Origin of the sequence: Phycicoccus sp. Root101, from assembly GCF_001426245.1 — a bacterium.
GTDB lineage: Bacteria > Actinomycetota > Actinomycetes > Actinomycetales > Dermatophilaceae > Pedococcus.
In genome coordinates, this window is sequence record NZ_LMCM01000005.1 from 470,448 (window position 1) to 488,072 (window position 17,625).

Below are 17,625 nucleotides of genomic sequence, written 5' to 3' on the forward strand. Positions count from 1 at the left end.
GCTGATGGCGGTTCTGTGACAGGCCGTTGACCGCGGCGCCTCCCCGCTGGTTACCTGCAAACAGCACCATTGGCTTGCATTCGCTGGGGATTGGCTGCGAGGGGGAACCTGCGGCCGACCACTTTTCCGGGCGCCCTGACGGGCCGTCCTTCGTCGTGCCCGCACCCGCTCAGGGAGGTATGCCGTGTCGCTGTGGGACGAGCTCCCCGCCGGCGCGCAGAGCTCCGGTGCCCTCGACCAGGTCAGACCGCTCCTGCAGGGGCTGAACGCCATCGACGACGGCCTGCACACCGACGAGGACGGGACCTGGCACGTCTACACCGCCAGCGGCACGTGGCCCACGCCCATCACCCTCGATCCGGGCTCCGGAGGGTTCGGCAACGGCGGCACCACGAGCACGACCCCCATCGAGTTCCCCGACCCCACGGTCAGCGTCGAGCTCGCCCTGCACCAGTCGGGTGGCGTCGGCGACGGCGGCTGGCGGGTGACCCTGGGCGTGCCGATCGTCCTGGTACGACTGCCGTTCCTGCGTGGCGCCGAGCTGGACGGTCAGGGCCAGCTGCGGGCCAACGGCATGCCCGTCACCTTCACCCTCCCCGCCCTGCGGATCCGGGCCAAGCAGCTGAGCGGCCAGTCGGTCGGCGTCGAGCTGCTGTCCGCCGAGACCGGCGGCACGCCGGTCGACCACATCTACGAGTTCATCTCGATGAACCCGCCCCACGCCCTGGTCGGTCCGTCGGACGTCGTCGGCTTCGCCTTCCGGACAGCGGTGCTCGACCTCTCCGGCACCGCCGGCCCCGGGGTGCCGGCCGAAGCGCGCGCGATGCCCGCCGACTGGCAGGGCTTCTGGCTCCCCGAGGCCCGCCTCTTCGTCGCCCCGACCGGGCTCCAGGGTGTCGCGGTGAGCGCGGGTGTGCGCGACCTGTGGATCGGCCTCGGCGTCCACGCAGGCGTCACCGGGATCTTCGAGGCGGAGGTGGTCAACCGCGGCGGGACCCCGACGATGACCGTGAGCTTCCGCACCGCCTCGGGGGAGTGGATCGGCGACCCCGGCGCGGGCGCCGCACAGGTGCCGGAGCACGCGACCCTCTTCGTAGACACCGCCGGCGGGCTGGCTCCCATCACCGTCAGCATCGACGTCGACGGCACGGTCACGACCGACGACCGCGTCGAGGTCACCGTCCCCGCGACGGGCAGCCTGTCCATCACAGTGACCGCGACCGACGGTGTAGGGAACCCGACCACGCGCACCTTCAGCGCGGTGCGGCGCACGGACCCGAGCGGCACCGGTGGCAGCTCGACGGTCACGGTGACGCCGACCAACACCCGGCCGCACGCCATACGGGAGGTGCCGGGGGCCGGGACCGCCACGATGGTGCGGCTGACCACCGACCCGCCGGTGCCGGCGAACTGGACCTGGACGGGTGGCTCGGTGGGGCCGTCCGTGACCGCGGACGTCCCCGTCGCGGCGGGGGCCCGCGTGGACGTGACCGCGACGCTCCCGGCGACGCAGCCGCAGGTGATCGACGCGTACTACCTGTTCGCGAAGCCGGACCCCTTCAACCCCACCATCACCGGGGCGCTGCACACGTGGGCGAGCAACCCCGACAACGTGCGCACGGGGCAGGCGTCGAGCCGCGACAACGCCGGAGGGTCCGCCCCACTGACCCAGGCCCTCACCCCGGCGGTCATCGCCCAGATCGGTGCCGGCACGGCCCTAATCGTCAAGGGGTATGCGTCGTGGGAGGGGACCCAGCACGACACCCCCGCGGACGCGGACTACAACCGCAAGCTCAGCGAGCGCCGCCGTGACGTGATGGTGGATCTGTTGCGCAGCAAGGGTTTCACGAATGTCACGGCCGGGAGTGCGGACGGGTTCACCCTCGCGAAGTCGCATACGACGTCGGTCGAGGGGACCACGCCGCCGCCCGCGGCAGGCAGCGGCGCGTGGTGGCGTGCCCGGGCCACCACGGCAGGGAACGGTGAGGAGACCATCACCGCGAGGGTCGAGCGCGTCGTCACGCCGCCGCCGCGCGAGGTGGACCGCACCCCGCCCACCGGTGGCCGGCCGGACTGCTTCCGCAAGATCGGGGTCCGGGTCGAGCTCCTGCGCAGCACCTTCATCCGGGCCGAGGTGTACGGCGAGTTCGACATCGAGACCGCCGCGGAGACCGCCCTGCGCCAGCACGGACAGCAACAGCTGCGCCAGGGCACACGCAACCCCAGCGACGGCATCTGCACGTTCCTCGTCCGGCTGCGCATCGCCGAGGACCGCGACTCGTGGCTGGTCAGCGCCGAGTTCAGGGCGGCGGAGGCGGACCTCGACGGCCTCGCCCAGATGGACCTCGCCCACTCCAACCCCAACGCCCTCAACGTCCTCGGCGCCCTGAGCATCCTCGCGCCGCTCAGCTCCGCCGCAGCCGAGCTGAGCCCGGCCGCCGGCGCGCTCGTGTCGCTCGGGAGCATCGCCCTCGGTGCGAGCAGCCTGATCAACACCCAGAAGATCATCCTGCGCGGCGGCGAGCTCGTCGTCAGCCAGGGGGTCATCGCCCCCGACGGCTCGGCGACCGTCGACCCGCGCGGCACGACGGTGAGCATCCTGCTCGACATCGAGGTCACCTTCACGTTCGACCTGACGATCGTCCGGGTCAACCCGGAGCACCCGGTGACCACGCGCTACAAGGCGATCGGTGTCCGCTCGTCGTGGAACACCGCCCCCAACCCGTCGAACCCGGGCCACGTCGACTACCTGCCGGTCCCGGTGTTCGACCCCAGCAAGGGCTACAGCCTCGACATCCCAGCAGGCGCCCTCACCGCCAGCCCGCCGCTCGACGAGCTGCTGCGGGTCCTGGGCTTCCGCGTCAGCCGCGACAACCCGACCTACATGGAGGTGGAGGTCGGGCTCGGCCTCGACCTCGGCATCGTCACCGTCGAGACGGTCCGGATCAGGGCGCGGCTCGATGGCCCCTTCGAGCTCAGCCTCACCAAGCTCGCCGCCTCGATCGACGTGCCGGGGACGTTGCACGGCAGGGGATCCCTGGAGTTCACGCCGCTCGGGTTCAAGGGCTACTTCGACCTCACCGTCACGCCCATCAACCTGCGTGCCAGCGCCGTCCTCGCCGTCGAGACCCGCGACGGCGTCACCGGGGTGCTCATCGGGGCCGAGGTCGAGCTCCCCGTCCCGCTGCTGCTCGGCAACTCCGGCCTGGGCATCTACGGCTTCCTCGGCGGTGTGGGGATCAACTACGCACGCAACGAGGCCCCGTATGCCGCGCGGCCGGTGCCCGCCCTCGACTGGCTGCAGGCACAGCTCGAGCGGGGCACCGTCATGCACCCCGACGGGTGGACCGTCACCCCCGGCGGGTACGCGTTCGCGGCGGGCATGCTGCTCGGCACCGTGGACGGCGGGTTCGTCGTCAACCTCAAGGGCATCGTCCTCATCGAGGTGCCCGGCCCGCGCCTGCTGCTGGTCATGAAAGCCGACGTCCTCAAGCTGCCGCCGGTGCTCAAGGACTCCACGCAGAGTGCGACGTTCCTCGCCGTCCTCGACATCGACTTCGGCCGCGGCACGATCACCCTCGGCATCGTCGCCGCCTACGAGATCAAGAGCCTGCTCAAGATCCGCGTTCCGGTGACGGCGTTCTTCGACACCCGCAACCCCCAGAACTGGCTCGTCGACCTCGGCTCCTACGAGGACCGCGTGACGATCGAGGTGCTCGACGTCATCACCGGCAGCGGCTACCTCATGGTGCACGGCAACGGCATCACCATCCCCGTGCTGCCGCCCGTGACCGGCGGGATGGCCATCGCCACGGGGTTCCACATCAGCTGCGTCCTCATGGGCAGCAAGGCGGTGGGGCTCTACCTCGAGGTCGCCGGCGGCTTCGACGCGATCCTCGGGTTCGACCCGTTCTTCCTCGCCGGCAAGATCTACGTCCGGGGCGAGCTGCGGCTGTTCATCATCAGCATCGGGGCCAGCGCGGAGCTCGACGTGCTCGTCGGCCGCACGACCCCCAGCAGCCCCGACGTCACCTACGTCCACGGCGAGGTCTGCGGCGAGGTCGACTTCTTCTTCTTCAGCGTCAAGGGCTGCGTGTCGCTCACCATCGGCTCCCAGCCCAGCGAGACCCTGACGCCACCACCCCTCGTGGCCGGAGTGAGCCTTGTGTCGAGGTCGCCCGCCCTCGTCGAGGGCACCGGTGGCGAACGTGCCATCGACGGCAAGCTGGCGGACGCCCTCGGGGACGGTGTCGCGGGCACACCGCCCACGGTGCCGCTCGACGCCGTACCGGTCGTGCTCTTCAACACCGCGCCCTCGGTGGGTGGGCCGGTCCTGGGAGGTGCGCCGCTCGGCAACAGCGGGGCACGGCCCTGGGTGCGGCTCGGGGACCGCTGGTGGACCTACCAGGTCACGTCGGTCACGCTCACCGGCGACCTCCAACCGCCCGCTCCCGCAGGCAAGACCCCGAGCTCGTGGTGGAAGCAGACCTCGCCGGCGGATCCGTCGTCCGGTCCGGCGTTGGCCCTGCTCAACTGGCTGCCGACGCCGTTCAGCCGGGCACTGCCGTACGGCGAGGCTCTGACCACGAGCGTCACCGACCGGTGGGGGACGGTGTGCAACCCGGCGGCGCCACCCGCCCCAGTGCTCTGGACGTTCGACGGGAAGGCGCCCGGACCGAGCACCGTCGGGTGGCACCTCACCGGCATCCCTTGGCCCGACCCGCCCGACACGCTGCGCACCCGCCCGGTGCACGCGGACTGCGACGTCACCGAGGCGTGGCGCACGGGCGACCCGGCCATCGACGTCCTGCAGGGCACCAACCCGGCCGTGGTCGTCGGTGACGCCGTCCGCTGCTGCGAGAAGCAGCCGGGTCGTCCCCAGCCGAACCCGCTCAAGGGCTGGGTCGCCACCGCCGGCGCGACGTTCTCGCACCGGGCCGCCGCCACCGACGAGCGCGCCTGGGGCGAGGTCGCCGCGGCGCTGGCAGGCGGAGCGAGCCTCGCCGACGTGCAGGCCACCCGGCTCGGCCAGGGCTGGGACCCGGCGCTGGGTCTGGCCGTCGGGGTGGCCGGCCCGCAGGCAGCCGGCGTGGCAGTGGGTCGGGCGGCGTCCGTCGGGCTCGGCTGCGAGGGACGCATCCTCAGGTCACCGGTGCTCGACTCCGACGAGCCGGCACCCCGCGGCACCGAGTCGGACATGGAGCGGGTCAAGCGGGCGTGGGACCGGTTGAAGTTCCAGCCGGGCGACCTGCGCGACGTCCTGCGGGTCACCCCGGGCGGTGGGGCGGGCGACCTGACCATGCTGCTGCTCGTCCCCGAGGAGGTCTTCATGGACCGCCTCGTCGTCCGGTGGCTCGACGCCAAGGGCCAGGTCCTCGACCAGCGCGGCCTGGGCTCCGACGACCGGGTCGACACCGACAACCCGCTGCCCGGCGCCTGGATGGACGGCGACGGGCCGTGGGCCGACCCGATCTGCCGGGCCGGCCAGGTCGCCGCCCGCACGGCGGCACGGGCCACCTGGCCGCAGACCCTGCTGCTGGTGGGCTCGCGTGACCTGAAGGAGGTCGCCACCATCGAGATCGGTTGGGACACAGGGCGGTTCCCGAAGGACCAGCAGCCACCCGCCTTCCACCTCGTCGCGATGACGGGGGTCGTGACCAGCGAGGCATCCCGCTGGGAGTGGGACAGCTCCGTGGTCTCCAGCGAGCAGGAGGCCATCTCGACCGCGCTGGCCCAGGACCCCGACGACCACGCGCTGCTCGTACCGGGCCGGTCGTACACCGTGACGGTCGCCTGGAAGGCCGCGTCGGTGAAGCAGGACGCCGAGCCGACGGTGGCCCCGACCTGGGACGGGGGGCACAGCGACAGCTTCCGGTTCGCCGCCGACGGGGCGGACGAGTCGCCGAAGGACCTCTCGCCGTGGCTGCTGGCGACGGCGCCCGGCATGGACGACGTCGGCGTCCTGTGCGCCGAGCCGATCCGCATCGCCCTGGCCACCCAGAACGTCACGGCCCTCTTCGACGCCTACGGCAAGGAGCTGCGGGTCATCGTCCTGGCCGCCTCGGGCAAGCACCCGGTGCCGCCGGGCGGCGGGGCCCCGGGGAGCGCGTTCACCGTGCCCCTCGAGGTCGACGGCATCCACCTCAAGAAGGCCCTCGGGCTGTCCGTCACGACCCCGTGGGAGGAGGCGGTCGTCGAGGTGCTCAGCCAGGGGCAGCAGTGCATCGACGTCTCGGGTGAGCGGACCCACCACGACGTCCTCGAGCTGCCCTACGACCTGGAACCCCTCACCGACTACCTCATCGACATCCACGCCGTCCCGAAGGGCGCACCCGCAAGTGCGCGGGCCCTCGTGCACCGGATCGGCTTCACCACCAGTGCCTTCGGCACGGTCGCCCAGCTGGCCGGACTTCTCCGGGAGGCGCGCTGGCGCCATACCGTGGTCCCGGCGATCGGACCCCTCACGGCCCTGCCGGACGCACCCACCGGTGACCAGCTCGACTCCGCGTTCCAGGCCGCGGGGCTCACCGTCCCGCAGACCCCCGGCGCGCCGGTCGTGCAGGTCCTCTGGTCGACCGACGCCGTCCCCGCCCCGCTGGCCGTCGTCGTCGAGTGCAGCGAGACCCTGTGGCGCAACAGGCTCATGCCGACCCAGGTCCAGGGACCGGTCGACTCGGTCGACCCCACGCACCACTGGTGGGCTGCGCGACCGACCGACTGGTTGTCCCTGCAGGCGAGCACCGCTGCGGCACCGGCGGGTTCGCTGCCCGCCGCCGGGATCACGCGCATCATCCGTGGGCCCGGTCTGGGGCGGGCGGTGGTCCTCCTCGGCGCCGGTGCGCGCGGCACGCGCGTGGCCCTCGACCTCGTGGTCGCCGCCGATGCCCTGGCCAACGCGCCCGAGTCCCGGGCGGTCGCCGTCGACGTCCCGCTCCAACGCGCACCCTGGGAGGAGGAGCTCTGATGGCACGCAGGTCCGACTCGTCGCTGTTCCGCGCCAAGGCCGTCCGACTGCCCTGGGCGACCCTCGCCGCTCGGCAGCGCGCGCTCCTGCGCCGGCTCGACCACCTCGAGGCCGGGACGCATGCGGCGTTCGACGACCGCCGGCTTCAGCTGCGCTCCATGGACATCCACCTCAGCTGGGCGTGCGGTCCGGGCCTCGGGGTGCCCCGCAGCGCGTTCACCGTCTGGACGCGCAGCCCGAAGGACGCGCCGAAGCGCACCAAGGCGTTCGTGTCGTCCGACCGCATCCCCCTCGTCCTCTGGGGGCCCGTCGAGGCCGGCTGCGTGCAGGTCACCTGCCGCCCGGTCGACCCCGGCCAGCCGGTCGCCGTGCTGCTGTTCCGCACCGGTGACGACCCCGACCACGTCGTGGCGGCCGGCTCGCTGCAGCCGTCGAGCGCCGACCCCCTCACCATCGTCGTCCGCACGTCCGGGGCGACGTACGCCAAGGTCGTCAACGGCACCGACATCCGCGTCTCCATCGACCCGCTCGAGCGGATCGTCGACGACGACGGGTGGAAGGAGCTCGAGTACGTCGGGCTGCCGGTGGACCAGCCGTTGGCCGGGTTCGAGTACGACACCTCCGACCAGGGGCCCGTCGACCGCCTCATGCCCCCGGTCGACGCGGCCGTCCACCGGCTGCTGCGCGGCGGCCCACCCCTGGGCTGGGCACCGGTCACCGAGTCCGGACGGGCCGCGCCCCCCTGGCAGGCCCCCGACCCCAAGCTGCTGGTCGAGGAGGTGCGGCGCGACCTGTTCCCCGAGCTGCCCGCCCTCTACGACCCGGGGGTGCGCGAGTACCAGCAGTTCGCCGTCACCAGTCCCCGGGCCGTCGATCCGCCGCAGCAGGACGGGCGGACGTCGTCGCTCGGCACGACCGCCGACACCGGCCCCTGGCCGATGCTCATGCTGCCGGCCCTGAGCGACCCCTTCCTCAACCTGGCCACCGGGTTCGGCGCGAGCTACACGATGGAGAAGATGGACGACCTGCAGGTGGCGGTGGGCCGTTGCGACTTCCTCGTCACGGCGAAGTACTCCCGGCTGGCACCGCCGGAGCGCGGGGGAGGGGAGTTCGCGGCCTACGCCCCTGCTCCAGAACCGCACCTCCTCGTCCCCACGCCCACGGGGCTCACCTCGGAACGCGCCGGCCTGGTCGGCCCGGTCGTTCCCGACGCGCCGTGGCGCGAGTCCGTGCGGCTCAGCTGGGACCGTGTGCCCAAGGCCGCCGCGACGTCACCGGTGACCGAGTCGGCGCTGGCGAGGTTCGACCTGATGACCGCCGGACCAGCGGTGTCACTGCTGCCGCGACGCGACGCGGGTGGCGACCGGCCGCTGCTCGTCACCCCCGACGGCCCTGAGGGCGAGGCGGGCAACAACCGCATCGCGCTCGTCGACGGGGGACAGGAGATCCCCATCGGCAGCGGTGGCCGCCACCTCGGGTACGCCGTCGCGGTGAGCGACCTGCACGGGCTCTGGTCGCCCTGGCAGGACGTGGCGTGGAACGGGGACGAGCCCGCACCCCAGCCGACCCGCCTCATCTCCGTGGCCCTCGACACCCGGTGGACCGGGTCGTCGTCGTGCCCCGGCACGCTCAAGGCGGAGGTCGCCGTCGAGTGGGAGGAGCGCACGCCCACCCAGGTCGACCTCGTGGCGATCTACTTCCCCATGGCCTCACCGACGGCCACGCCGCCCGCGGGCCTGTCCCCGGATGCCGTCACCCCGCCCGGGTGCTTCCGCCGGGACCTCGGGTTCACGTTCGCCGGCGACACCCCGGTCCCGTCGGGCTGCACCGTCCGACCGCTGTCCGCCGACGGCACCGAGACCGCCGTGCCCGGCCCGGCCCAGGGCGACGGCGGTCGCCGCTACGCCGTGGTCGCCGACGTGCCGACGCTGGACTTCTCCGGCACCGGACGCTGGGGGGTGCAGGTCTGGACCCGGCGCCAGCTCCTCGTCGGCGCCAGCCCCACCCCCTGGGCGCCCGGGGAACCCCACCCCGCCCGCACCAGCGCCGCCAGCCCCGTCCCGGTCGTCCCCCTCCCGCCGCCACCGCTGCCCGGCGTGCCCCTCGGCAGCACCCTCGACGCGCAGGGCTGCAGCCACGTGCGGGTCGCGTGGTCGCTGCCCGGTGGGGCCGACGTGCGTACCTGCATCGTCTGGGAGGTCAACGAGACGTCCCTGCGCCAGCGGGCCGGGCTCGCGCCGAAGGCGCCCGACTCGACCGTCCCCGGCCAGCGGCTGGTCGACCTGCGCAGCGCGTACGACGCGATGACCCCGACCCAGCGCCGCGCCGCCTTCCGCAGGTTCCAGGAGGTCGACGGGGCCGTGCGCACCTATGACGCCACCCTGCCCAAGGGGTCCACCGACATCCACCTCTTCGTCGTCACCACGATGACGAAGTCCGGGGTGGAGAGCCCGTGGCCGGACTCCGGAACGCCCCACGAGCACCTCCAGGCCGTCATGGCGCCACGGCTGCGCCGGCCGTCACCTCCGCTCGCGCGCCCGTCCGTCGCCCTGGACGGCACCGTCACGATCCGTCTGTATGCCGCGAGCGACATGGCGGTGCAACGGTTCAGGCTCCATCGCACGACCTCCGAGGAAGCGGCCCGCGACGTGTCGACGATGGGTCCGGCCTTCGCCGACGTGGTCGTCACCACGGTCCCGTCGCCCGCGGACGTCGACCCCGTGCTCGGCCAGCCGGTCTGGTCGGCCACCTGGACCGGCACCCTCCCGGCGCGGTGGGACCCGTGGCTGCTGCGATCGGTCGCCGTGCCCGTGGACACGGTGCCCGCGAAGGCGGAGCGGGGGCTGCCGTCCGCAGCCTCCGACGTCGTCGCCGTCACCGTCCCACCCGGTGCCCCCGAGCTCGAGCCGCTCACCGCCGACGTGTGGGGAGGCGACCACCGGGGGGTCGTCGTGCGGTCCGCCACCTCGGCTCCGCCCCGCGTGCTGCCGGCCGGCGTGCACCGCCTCGACGGGTCGGCGGGCGCGGACGAGGTCGCTGCCGTCGCCCTGCCCGACGTCGCGCTCACCGCACTGACCACGCCACCGCCCGCCGCCGCGACGACCCCGACGTTCGAGCAGGGCGCCAGGGTCGCGGGACGGACACCGCTCGCCCTGTGGTTCACCCGCCCGGTCGCCGGCGACCCGGTCGACGTGCGGGTGCGGCTGGTCGACCCGCTCGGGCGCGAGCTCACCCGGGACCTCACCGTGCCGGGGTGGGTGGAGCCGCCCCCGGACGTCACGGTCTCGCTGGTCGACGTCTTCGCCATCGCCGGCCGCGGCGTGCACGTCGGCATCCGGACCGACGCCAGTGCCCGGCGGCGGCCCCCCTACGTCTTCGAGGTCGTCGCCTCCCAGCGCCTCGTCGGCCCCGTGGTGCTCCCCGACGGCCCCGTCCGCTTCCCCCGCGGCGCCGGTGGTGGCGCGGGTGGAGGCGGTGGCCTCCGTGGCGGGTTCCGTCGCGGGCTGCCGTTCCCGGTCGGGCCGTTCCCGCCGGTCGGTCCCTTCCTGCCGCGGGCGCGGACCCTGACCGGGACGTTCCCGTTCGACGAGATCCCGTGGGCCTCCGACGGGGTCCCGAGGAGCGGCGAGATCGTCGTCGTGCGCAACCGGCTCCGCCGTGGTCTCGGCGCTCCGCCCCCGTACGAGGCCTTCATCCCCCTCACCGGTGCCCTGTCCATCTCGGTCACCGTCGTCAGCCCCGAGGGACAGCGGGTCACGGCGACGGCGACCACGTGAGGTCGCGAGGTGGGTGACGAACCCACCTCGCGGCATACCGGCGTGTGGTCAGGGCCACCCGCCCGGGCGGTCCGACGCCCCGGTGGCCGGACTAGAGTGCCGGGTGAACCACACCAATGGCGCTGGAGGCTTGAACCATGTCTGACCGTCCCGTTTCCGTCATCGTCGCGGGGGCACGCACCCCGATGGGCCGCCTGCTGGGCTCGCTCAAGGGCTTCTCCGGGGCCGACCTCGGTGGCGTCGCCATCAAGGGGGCGCTCGACAAGTCCGGTGTCGCGCCGGAGCAGGTCGACTACGTGATCATGGGCCAGGTGCTGCAGGCCGGCGCGGGGCAGATCCCCGCCCGCCAGGCCGCCGCCAAGGCCGGTATCCCGATGGACGTCCCCGCCCTGACCATCAACAAGGTCTGCCTCTCCGGCATCAACGCCATCGCCATGGCCGACCAGATGATCCGCGCCGGTGAGGTCGACATCGTCGTGGCCGGTGGCCAGGAGTCGATGACCAACGCCCCGCACCTGCTCGAGAAGTCCCGTGAGGGCTACAAGTACGGCGACGTGACGATGCGCGACCACATGGCCTTCGACGGCCTCTGGGACGCCTTCACCGACCAGGCGATGGGGCTGCTGACCGAGCAGGCCAACACCGGGTCGCAGGAGTTCACCCGCGAGCAGCAGGACGAGTTCTCGGCCCGCAGCCACCAGCTGGCCGCTCGCGCCTGGAAGGACGGCCTGTTCGACGACGAGGTCGTGCCGGTCTCGATCCCGCAGCGCAAGGGCGACCCGATCGAGTTCCGGTCCGACGAGGGCATCCGCGCCGACACGACGACCGACTCCCTGGGCAAGCTTCGCCCGGCGTTCTCCAAGGACGGCACCATCACCGCCGGCTCGGCGAGCCAGATCAGCGACGGCGCCGCCGCAGTGGTCGTCATGAGCAAGGCGAAGGCCGAGGAGCTCGGCCTCACCTGGCTGGCCGAGATCGGCGCCCACGGCATGGTCGCGGGTCCCGACTCGACCCTGCAGCAGCAGCCCGCCCGGGCCATCGCCAAGGCGTGCGAGCGCGAGGGCATCACGCCGTCAGACCTCGACCTGGTCGAGATCAACGAGGCCTTCGCGGCCGTCGGCCTCGCCTCGGCGAAGGAGCTCGGCATCGACCTCGACAAGGTCAACGTCAACGGCGGCGCGATCGCGCTCGGTCACCCCATCGGCATGTCCGGCGCTCGCATCGCCCTGCACCTGGCGCTGGAGCTCCAGCGCCGCGGTGGCGGCGTCGGTGCCGCAGCCCTCTGCGGCGGCGGTGGCCAGGGTGATGCGCTCATCGTCCGGGTCCCGAAGACCGCCTGACTCCCGACCCCCGAGACCCGAACCCTCGAGGCACGAACCCACCGACCGGAGGACCACCGCTTGGCTCCCCGCACCGTCGACGTCCCTGCCCTGGTCGAGTCGGCCAGGGCAGGCTCGCCTCGCGCCGTCGCGCGCCTGATCAGCCTCGTCGAGGACGCCCACCCGGCGCTGCGCGAGGTGATGGCAGCGCTCGCACCGCACAGCGGCTCGGCGCACATCATCGGCGTCACGGGCAGCCCCGGCGTGGGCAAGTCGACGTCGACGAACGCGCTCGTCGCGGCGTTCCGCGCCCGGGGCAAGCGGATCGGGGTGCTGGCGGTCGACCCGTCCTCACCGTTCTCCGGGGGAGCGCTGCTCGGCGACCGGATCCGCATGCAGGACCACGTCCTGGACCCCGAGGTCTACATCCGCTCGATGGCCAGCCGTGGACACCTCGGCGGTCTGTCCTGGACGACCCCTCAGGCCCTGCGCGTCCTCGACGCCGCCGGGTGCGACGTCATCATCGTCGAGACCGTCGGCGTCGGTCAGTCGGAGGTCGAGATCGCCGGCCTCGCCGACACCACGATCGTCCTGCTCGCCCCCGGCATGGGTGACGGCATCCAGGCCGCCAAGGCCGGCATCCTCGAGATCGGCGACCTGTTCGTCGTCAACAAGGCGGACCGCGACGGGGCCGACGCGACCGTCCGCGACATCCGGCACATGATCTCCCTCGGTGACCGTACGGAGCCGAACCTCTGGCGCCCCCCGGTCGTGAAGACCGTCGCGGCTCAGGGCCAGGGGATCGACGAGGTCATGGAGGCGCTCGACAAGCACGTCGCCTGGATGGAGGAGACCGGCACCCTGCGCGAGCGCCGGGTCCGTCGTGCCGGCGACGAGATCGAGGCCATCGCGCTCCAGCAGCTGCGCGCCAAGATGGGCGACCTGCGGCACGGCAGCGGGGTCGACCAGCTCGCTGCGCAGGTCGTGGACGGCGCCACCGACCCGTATGCCGCCGCCGACGAGGTCGTCGCCGCCCTGAGCTGAGCTGCGGACCACCCCCGCTGCCCGGCTGGATCCGTGCAGCGTGGTACCCAGGTGTGCTGGAGTGTCGAGGGGACGCCGCACGCCATAGGGTGATGGGCGACCCGACGAAAGGATCCCTGTGCAGCCCGAGGTCATCGCCGGACGCTACGAGGTCGTGCGCGCCATCGGCAGTGGCGGGATGGGCACGGTGTGGCTCTGTCTCGACACCGTCCTGGGCCGCGAGGTCGCCGTCAAGCGGGTCGGGGCCCTCCCGGGTGAGCCGGCTGCTGCGGCCCGCGCCATGCGCGAGGCCCGGATCGCCGCCTCTCTCAACGACGCGAACACCGTCGGGGTCTACGACATCGTCGACCAGGACGACGCGCACTGGCTGGTCATGGAGTTCGTCCACGGCCAGAGCCTCGCCGAGACGATCCGCGACGTGGGCGCACTGTCGCCGACCAGGGTCGCCACCATCGGGTCCGCCGTGGCCGGGGCACTGGCCCGAGCCCACGAGCGCGGGATCGTGCACCGCGACATCAAGCCCGGCAACATCCTCATGGACCAGGCCGGGACGCCCAAGATCAGCGACTTCGGGATCGCCCGGGCGCAGGCCGACGACCAGCTGACCCAGACCGGGTTCATGACCGGTACCCCCGGCTACCTCTCGCCCGAGCTGGCCCGTGGCGGCGACCCGACGTCGGCGTCCGACGTGTGGGCCCTCGGCGCGACGCTCTACTACGCGGTCGAGGGTCACCCGCCCTACGAGTCGCAGGCCAACCCGCTCGCGACCCTGCAGGCGATCGCCTCCGGGGAGGCACGCCCCATGGAGAAGGCCGGGCCTCTCGCCGGCGCCATCGCCGCGATGATGCACGCGGACCCAGCGCAGCGCTGGGACATGGACACCGCCTCCGAGCGGCTGAAGCGCATCGCCGCAGGGGACACGACCATGGCCCTGCCGGCGGGGACACCCCTCGGGGCCGTCGGCGCAGGGGCTGGCGGCGCTGCGCTCGGGGGCGCTGCCGCCACCGAGCTCATCCCCGAACCGGTCGGGTCGACGCAGCGCCTCCAGCCCGATCCCGTGCCGTACGACGACCCGTTGCCCCCCGGCCCCCCGGCCGGGTACGGCCCGGGGGACGGTGGGGACGATGGCGACGGCCGCAGGCGGCGTTCTCCTCTCGTACCGATCCTCGTGGCCCTCGCGGTGCTGGGCGTGGTGGCGCTCGCGTACCTCCTGACACGCCCCAACGGCACCGGTTCCGACACGGCCACGACGCCGCCCGTCACCACGACCGCCCCCGCCGTGACCAAGACGCCCTCCAAGTCGACCAGCTCCAGCTCGTCGAGCACGAGCAGCACGAGCACCACCAGCAGCACGACGACGACGCAGACCCCGTCGACCACGACGACCACGACGACCAAGGCGCCCGACAACGCAGGGCTCGCCACGTTCATCAAGAGCTACTACGCCGACGTCACGAAGAAGAACAAGCGGGACCAGACCTTCGCCGAGCTGACCCCGGCCTACCAGAGCACGACCGGTGGGCGGGACGGTTACGAGACCTTCTGGTCGACGATCAAGTCGGTGGACGTGGGCCAGACCCAGGCGGACGCGTCCGTCGGCACGGTCATCGTTCAGCTGACCTTCCACAAGGAGGACGGCAGCGACTCGCAGGAGACGCACCGCATCACGGTGGAGCCCAAGGGCGACTCGTGGTTGATCAGCGGCGACGGCCAGGCCTGATGTCCGCGGCGGCCGCTACCGACGCGTCGCCGACGCCCGCGCGCGTCCGCCCCGCCCTGGTCCTGGCCGTGGCACCCGAACACCTGGCGACGGTCGACAGCGAGTTCTCGAGGTACGCCCGCGACTATGAGATCCGTTGTGCCGACAGCGTTTCCGGGGCGCGGGACGTGGTGGCGGCCGCGCTCGAGGAGGGGCAACCGGTGGCGCTGCTGGGCATCGGCTGGCACCTGCCCGGAGGCGGCAGCGAGCACGCGAGCGGCCTGGAGCTCATGGACGAGCTGCACGCCCTGCTGCCGACCGCCCGCCGCATCTGCCTCACCGCCCGGGGCGACTTCGGGTTGTCGCTGCCCAAGCTGCGCGAGGCCCTGCAGCAGGGGCGCATCGACACCTACCTGCTCGTGCCGCAGGGACCACGGGACGAGGAGTTCCACACCGCCGTCACGGAGTACCTGTCGGACTGGGGCTGGACGGCGTCCACGCCCGAGGTCGAGGGCGTCAAGATCGTCGACGGCGGCAACTCGGCCGAGGTAGCGCGGATCCGTGACTTCCTCGACCGGATGGGCATCCCGCACGGGGTCCACCGGCCCGACAGCGAGACCGGGCGTGCCGTCATCAGCGGCCTGCCCTCGGTGCAGAGCGGCGCGGCACCGGCGTTCCCCGTCGTGGCGTCCGGTGTCATCGGGGTGGGCGGCCAGGTGCTGGAGGGTGCCACCGCGCGTCAGGTCGCCCGCCTCGTCTACGGCTCACCCCAGGTGGTCGACACCGACGACGTCGCCGACCTCGTCGTCGTCGGCTCCGGTCCCGCGGGCCTCGCTGCCGCCGTCTACGGCGCGTCCGAGGGCCTCGACACGGTGGTGCTCGAGGAGGACGCCGTGGGCGGGCAGGCCGGCACCAGCTCGATGATCCGCAACTACCTCGGGTTCCCCCGGGGGATCTCCGGTATGCGGCTCGCGCAGCGGGCACGCTTCCAGGCCACCCGGTTCGGGGCACGGATCTACACCGGCCTCGCGGCCGAGTCCCTCAACCCGGCCTCGGCGCCGGGGGAGGCCCACACCATCGAGACCGAAGGTGGGCCGCTGCGGGCTCGTGCCGTCCTCGTGGCCACCGGCGTCCGGTACCGCCGGCTGGGCATCGAGTCCCTCGAGGAGCTCGTGGGGCTCGGCGTCTACTACGGCGCGGCCACCAGTGCCTCGCGCGAGATGGAGGGCAAGGAGGTGTTCGTCGTCGGTGGCGGCAACTCGGCCGGTCAGGCCGCCGTCCACCTCGCCCGCTACGCGCCCTCCGTCACCCTCCTCGTCCGTCGCGCCGACGTCGCCGCGACGATGTCCGACTACCTCGTGCGAGAGATCGCGGCCACGGCCCGGATCACGGTGCGGACAGCCACGCGGGTGACCGACGGGGGAGGTGACGGGCACCTGGAGTGGCTGGAGCTGACGGGGCCGCAGGGCCCGGCCCGGGTCGACGCCGACGGACTCTTCCTCCTGCTCGGGGCGGACCCCTGCGCCGACTGGCTGCCCGACGCCGTCGAGCGCGACGACCGCGGTTTCGTCTACACCGGCAGGGAGGTGCCCAAGCACCTGTGGACGGGAGGTCGGCCACCGGCCGCCCTGGAGACCACCGTCCCGGGGATCTTCGCCGCGGGCGACGTCCGGGCCGGCTCCATGAAGCGGGTCGCATCGGCCAGCGGTGAAGGGGCCGCCACGGTCGCCCTCGTGCACGCCCACCTCACCCCGCAGGAGACGCCGTGACCCCGCCCGCGCACGCCTGGGTCGCCCTCGAGCAGGACGAGGACGGCTACCCGCCCTTCGAGGCGGAACGGCTCGACGTCGAGGTGCGGCACGACGGTGCGTGCACCGTGCTGGCCGTGCCCGTGTTCACCAGCGGCATCGCCGTCGACGACATCGTCTCGGTCGTCCAGGTCGAGGACGACGACCGCTGGTGGGTCACGGGGGTCCTGCTCGCCTCCGGCCGAGGGACCGCCCGGATCGCCCCGTTGGGCTCGACGACGACCGCGCAGGTCGTGGCCGAGCTGGCGGCGCACGGGTGCGTGGCGACCGCCACCGAGCACGGACTGGTCACGGCGGACCTCCCTGCGGACGTCGACGGCGCTGCCCTCGCCGAGCTCCTCGACACCGGGAGCGCCTCGGGCCGCTGGCAGTTCGACCTCGGCGTCGAGCCCGGCTGAGCCGTGCTGTTCGCTGCCAAGCCGACCCTCACCGGGGAGCGGGTCGTGCTGCGGCCGTTCGAGGACGGTGACCTCCCGGCGATGACCGAGGCGGTCGCCGACCCGGAGGTCGGTCGGCTCACGGGTTCGTTCCGCACCACCGAGGAGACGGCGCAGCCGCCGGACCGGGAGCGGCTGCGCGAGTGGTACGCCACCCGGAACGCCCAGACCGACCGGCTCGACCTCGCGGTCGTCGACCGGGTGTCCGGGGAGTGCGTCGGCGAGGTCGTCCTCAACGAGTGGGAGGAGGCCGACGCGAGCGTGAACTTCCGGATCCTCATCGGTCCCCGGGGTCGTGACCGTGGCCTGGGCACCGAGGCCACGCGGCTCGTCCTGGCCCACGCGTTCGAGGTGGCCGGCCTGCACCGGGTGTCCCTGGAGGTGTACGCGTTCAACCCCCGGGCGCAGCGCGTCTACGCCAGGGCCGGGTTCGTGCGGGAAGGGGTGCGCCGCGACGCGCTCCGGTTCGACGGGCAGTGGGTCGATGCGATCCTCATGTCGCTCCTCGAGGACGAGTGGCGTGAGCACCGGGGGCACCCGACCGGCTGACCCGAAAACCCGTTGTGGGGGCGGCGCCA

8 protein-coding genes are annotated in these 17,625 nt (G+C 73.1%); all 8 read left to right on the plus strand.

The window, feature by feature from the left end; genetic code table 11:
* Positions 1 to 184: 184 nt before the first annotated feature.
* The 8 genes from ASC58_RS06905 (at position 185) to ASC58_RS06940 (ending at position 17,596) form a co-directional block, all read left to right on the plus strand.
* Complete coding sequence (locus ASC58_RS06905) at positions 185 to 6,964, plus strand: hypothetical protein (RefSeq protein WP_056918779.1); 6,780 nt, start codon at positions 185 to 187, stop codon at positions 6,962 to 6,964.
* Positions 6,964 to 10,740, plus strand: a complete 3,777-nt coding sequence (locus ASC58_RS06910) for a hypothetical protein (RefSeq protein WP_056918780.1) — start codon at positions 6,964 to 6,966, stop codon at positions 10,738 to 10,740. Before ASC58_RS06905 ends, ASC58_RS06910 begins: the two co-directional genes overlap by 1 nt.
* 137 nt (positions 10,741 to 10,877) lie before the next feature.
* A complete protein-coding gene (locus ASC58_RS06915) occupies positions 10,878 to 12,080 on the plus strand; it encodes an acetyl-CoA C-acetyltransferase (RefSeq protein WP_056916963.1) in 1,203 nt (400 codons plus the stop codon).
* 60 nt (positions 12,081 to 12,140) lie between these two features.
* Complete coding sequence (meaB, locus tag ASC58_RS06920) at positions 12,141 to 13,103, plus strand: methylmalonyl Co-A mutase-associated GTPase MeaB (RefSeq protein WP_056916964.1); 963 nt, start codon at positions 12,141 to 12,143, stop codon at positions 13,101 to 13,103.
* A gap of 118 nt (positions 13,104 to 13,221) precedes the next feature.
* On the plus strand, positions 13,222 to 14,823 hold the full coding sequence (locus ASC58_RS06925) for a serine/threonine-protein kinase (RefSeq protein WP_056918781.1): 1,602 nt from the start codon (positions 13,222 to 13,224) through the stop codon (positions 14,821 to 14,823).
* A 68-nt stretch (positions 14,824 to 14,891) separates the two neighbouring features.
* Complete coding sequence (locus ASC58_RS06930; protein ID WP_369796211.1) at positions 14,892 to 16,571, plus strand: FAD-dependent oxidoreductase; 1,680 nt, start codon at positions 14,892 to 14,894, stop codon at positions 16,569 to 16,571.
* The gene (locus ASC58_RS06935) at positions 16,568 to 17,008 is read left to right on the plus strand and encodes a DUF4265 domain-containing protein (protein ID WP_056916967.1); all 441 of its coding nucleotides are present in this window, start codon (positions 16,568 to 16,570) and stop codon (positions 17,006 to 17,008) included. Before ASC58_RS06930 ends, ASC58_RS06935 begins: the two co-directional genes overlap by 4 nt.
* A 3-nt stretch (positions 17,009 to 17,011) precedes the next feature.
* Complete coding sequence (locus ASC58_RS06940) at positions 17,012 to 17,596, plus strand: GNAT family N-acetyltransferase (RefSeq protein ID WP_056918782.1); 585 nt, start codon at positions 17,012 to 17,014, stop codon at positions 17,594 to 17,596.
* The last annotated feature ends 29 nt before the right edge of the window (positions 17,597 to 17,625 follow it).

What these genes read in the sequence shown, in the direction of transcription:
- ASC58_RS06910 (WP_056918780.1), top strand. Translation starts at nt 6,964, where the DNA reads ATGGCACGCAGGTCCGACTCGTCGCTGTTCCGCGCCAAGGCCGTCCGA.
- ASC58_RS06915 (WP_056916963.1), top strand. Translation starts at nt 10,878, where the DNA reads ATGTCTGACCGTCCCGTTTCCGTCATCGTCGCGGGGGCACGCACCCCG.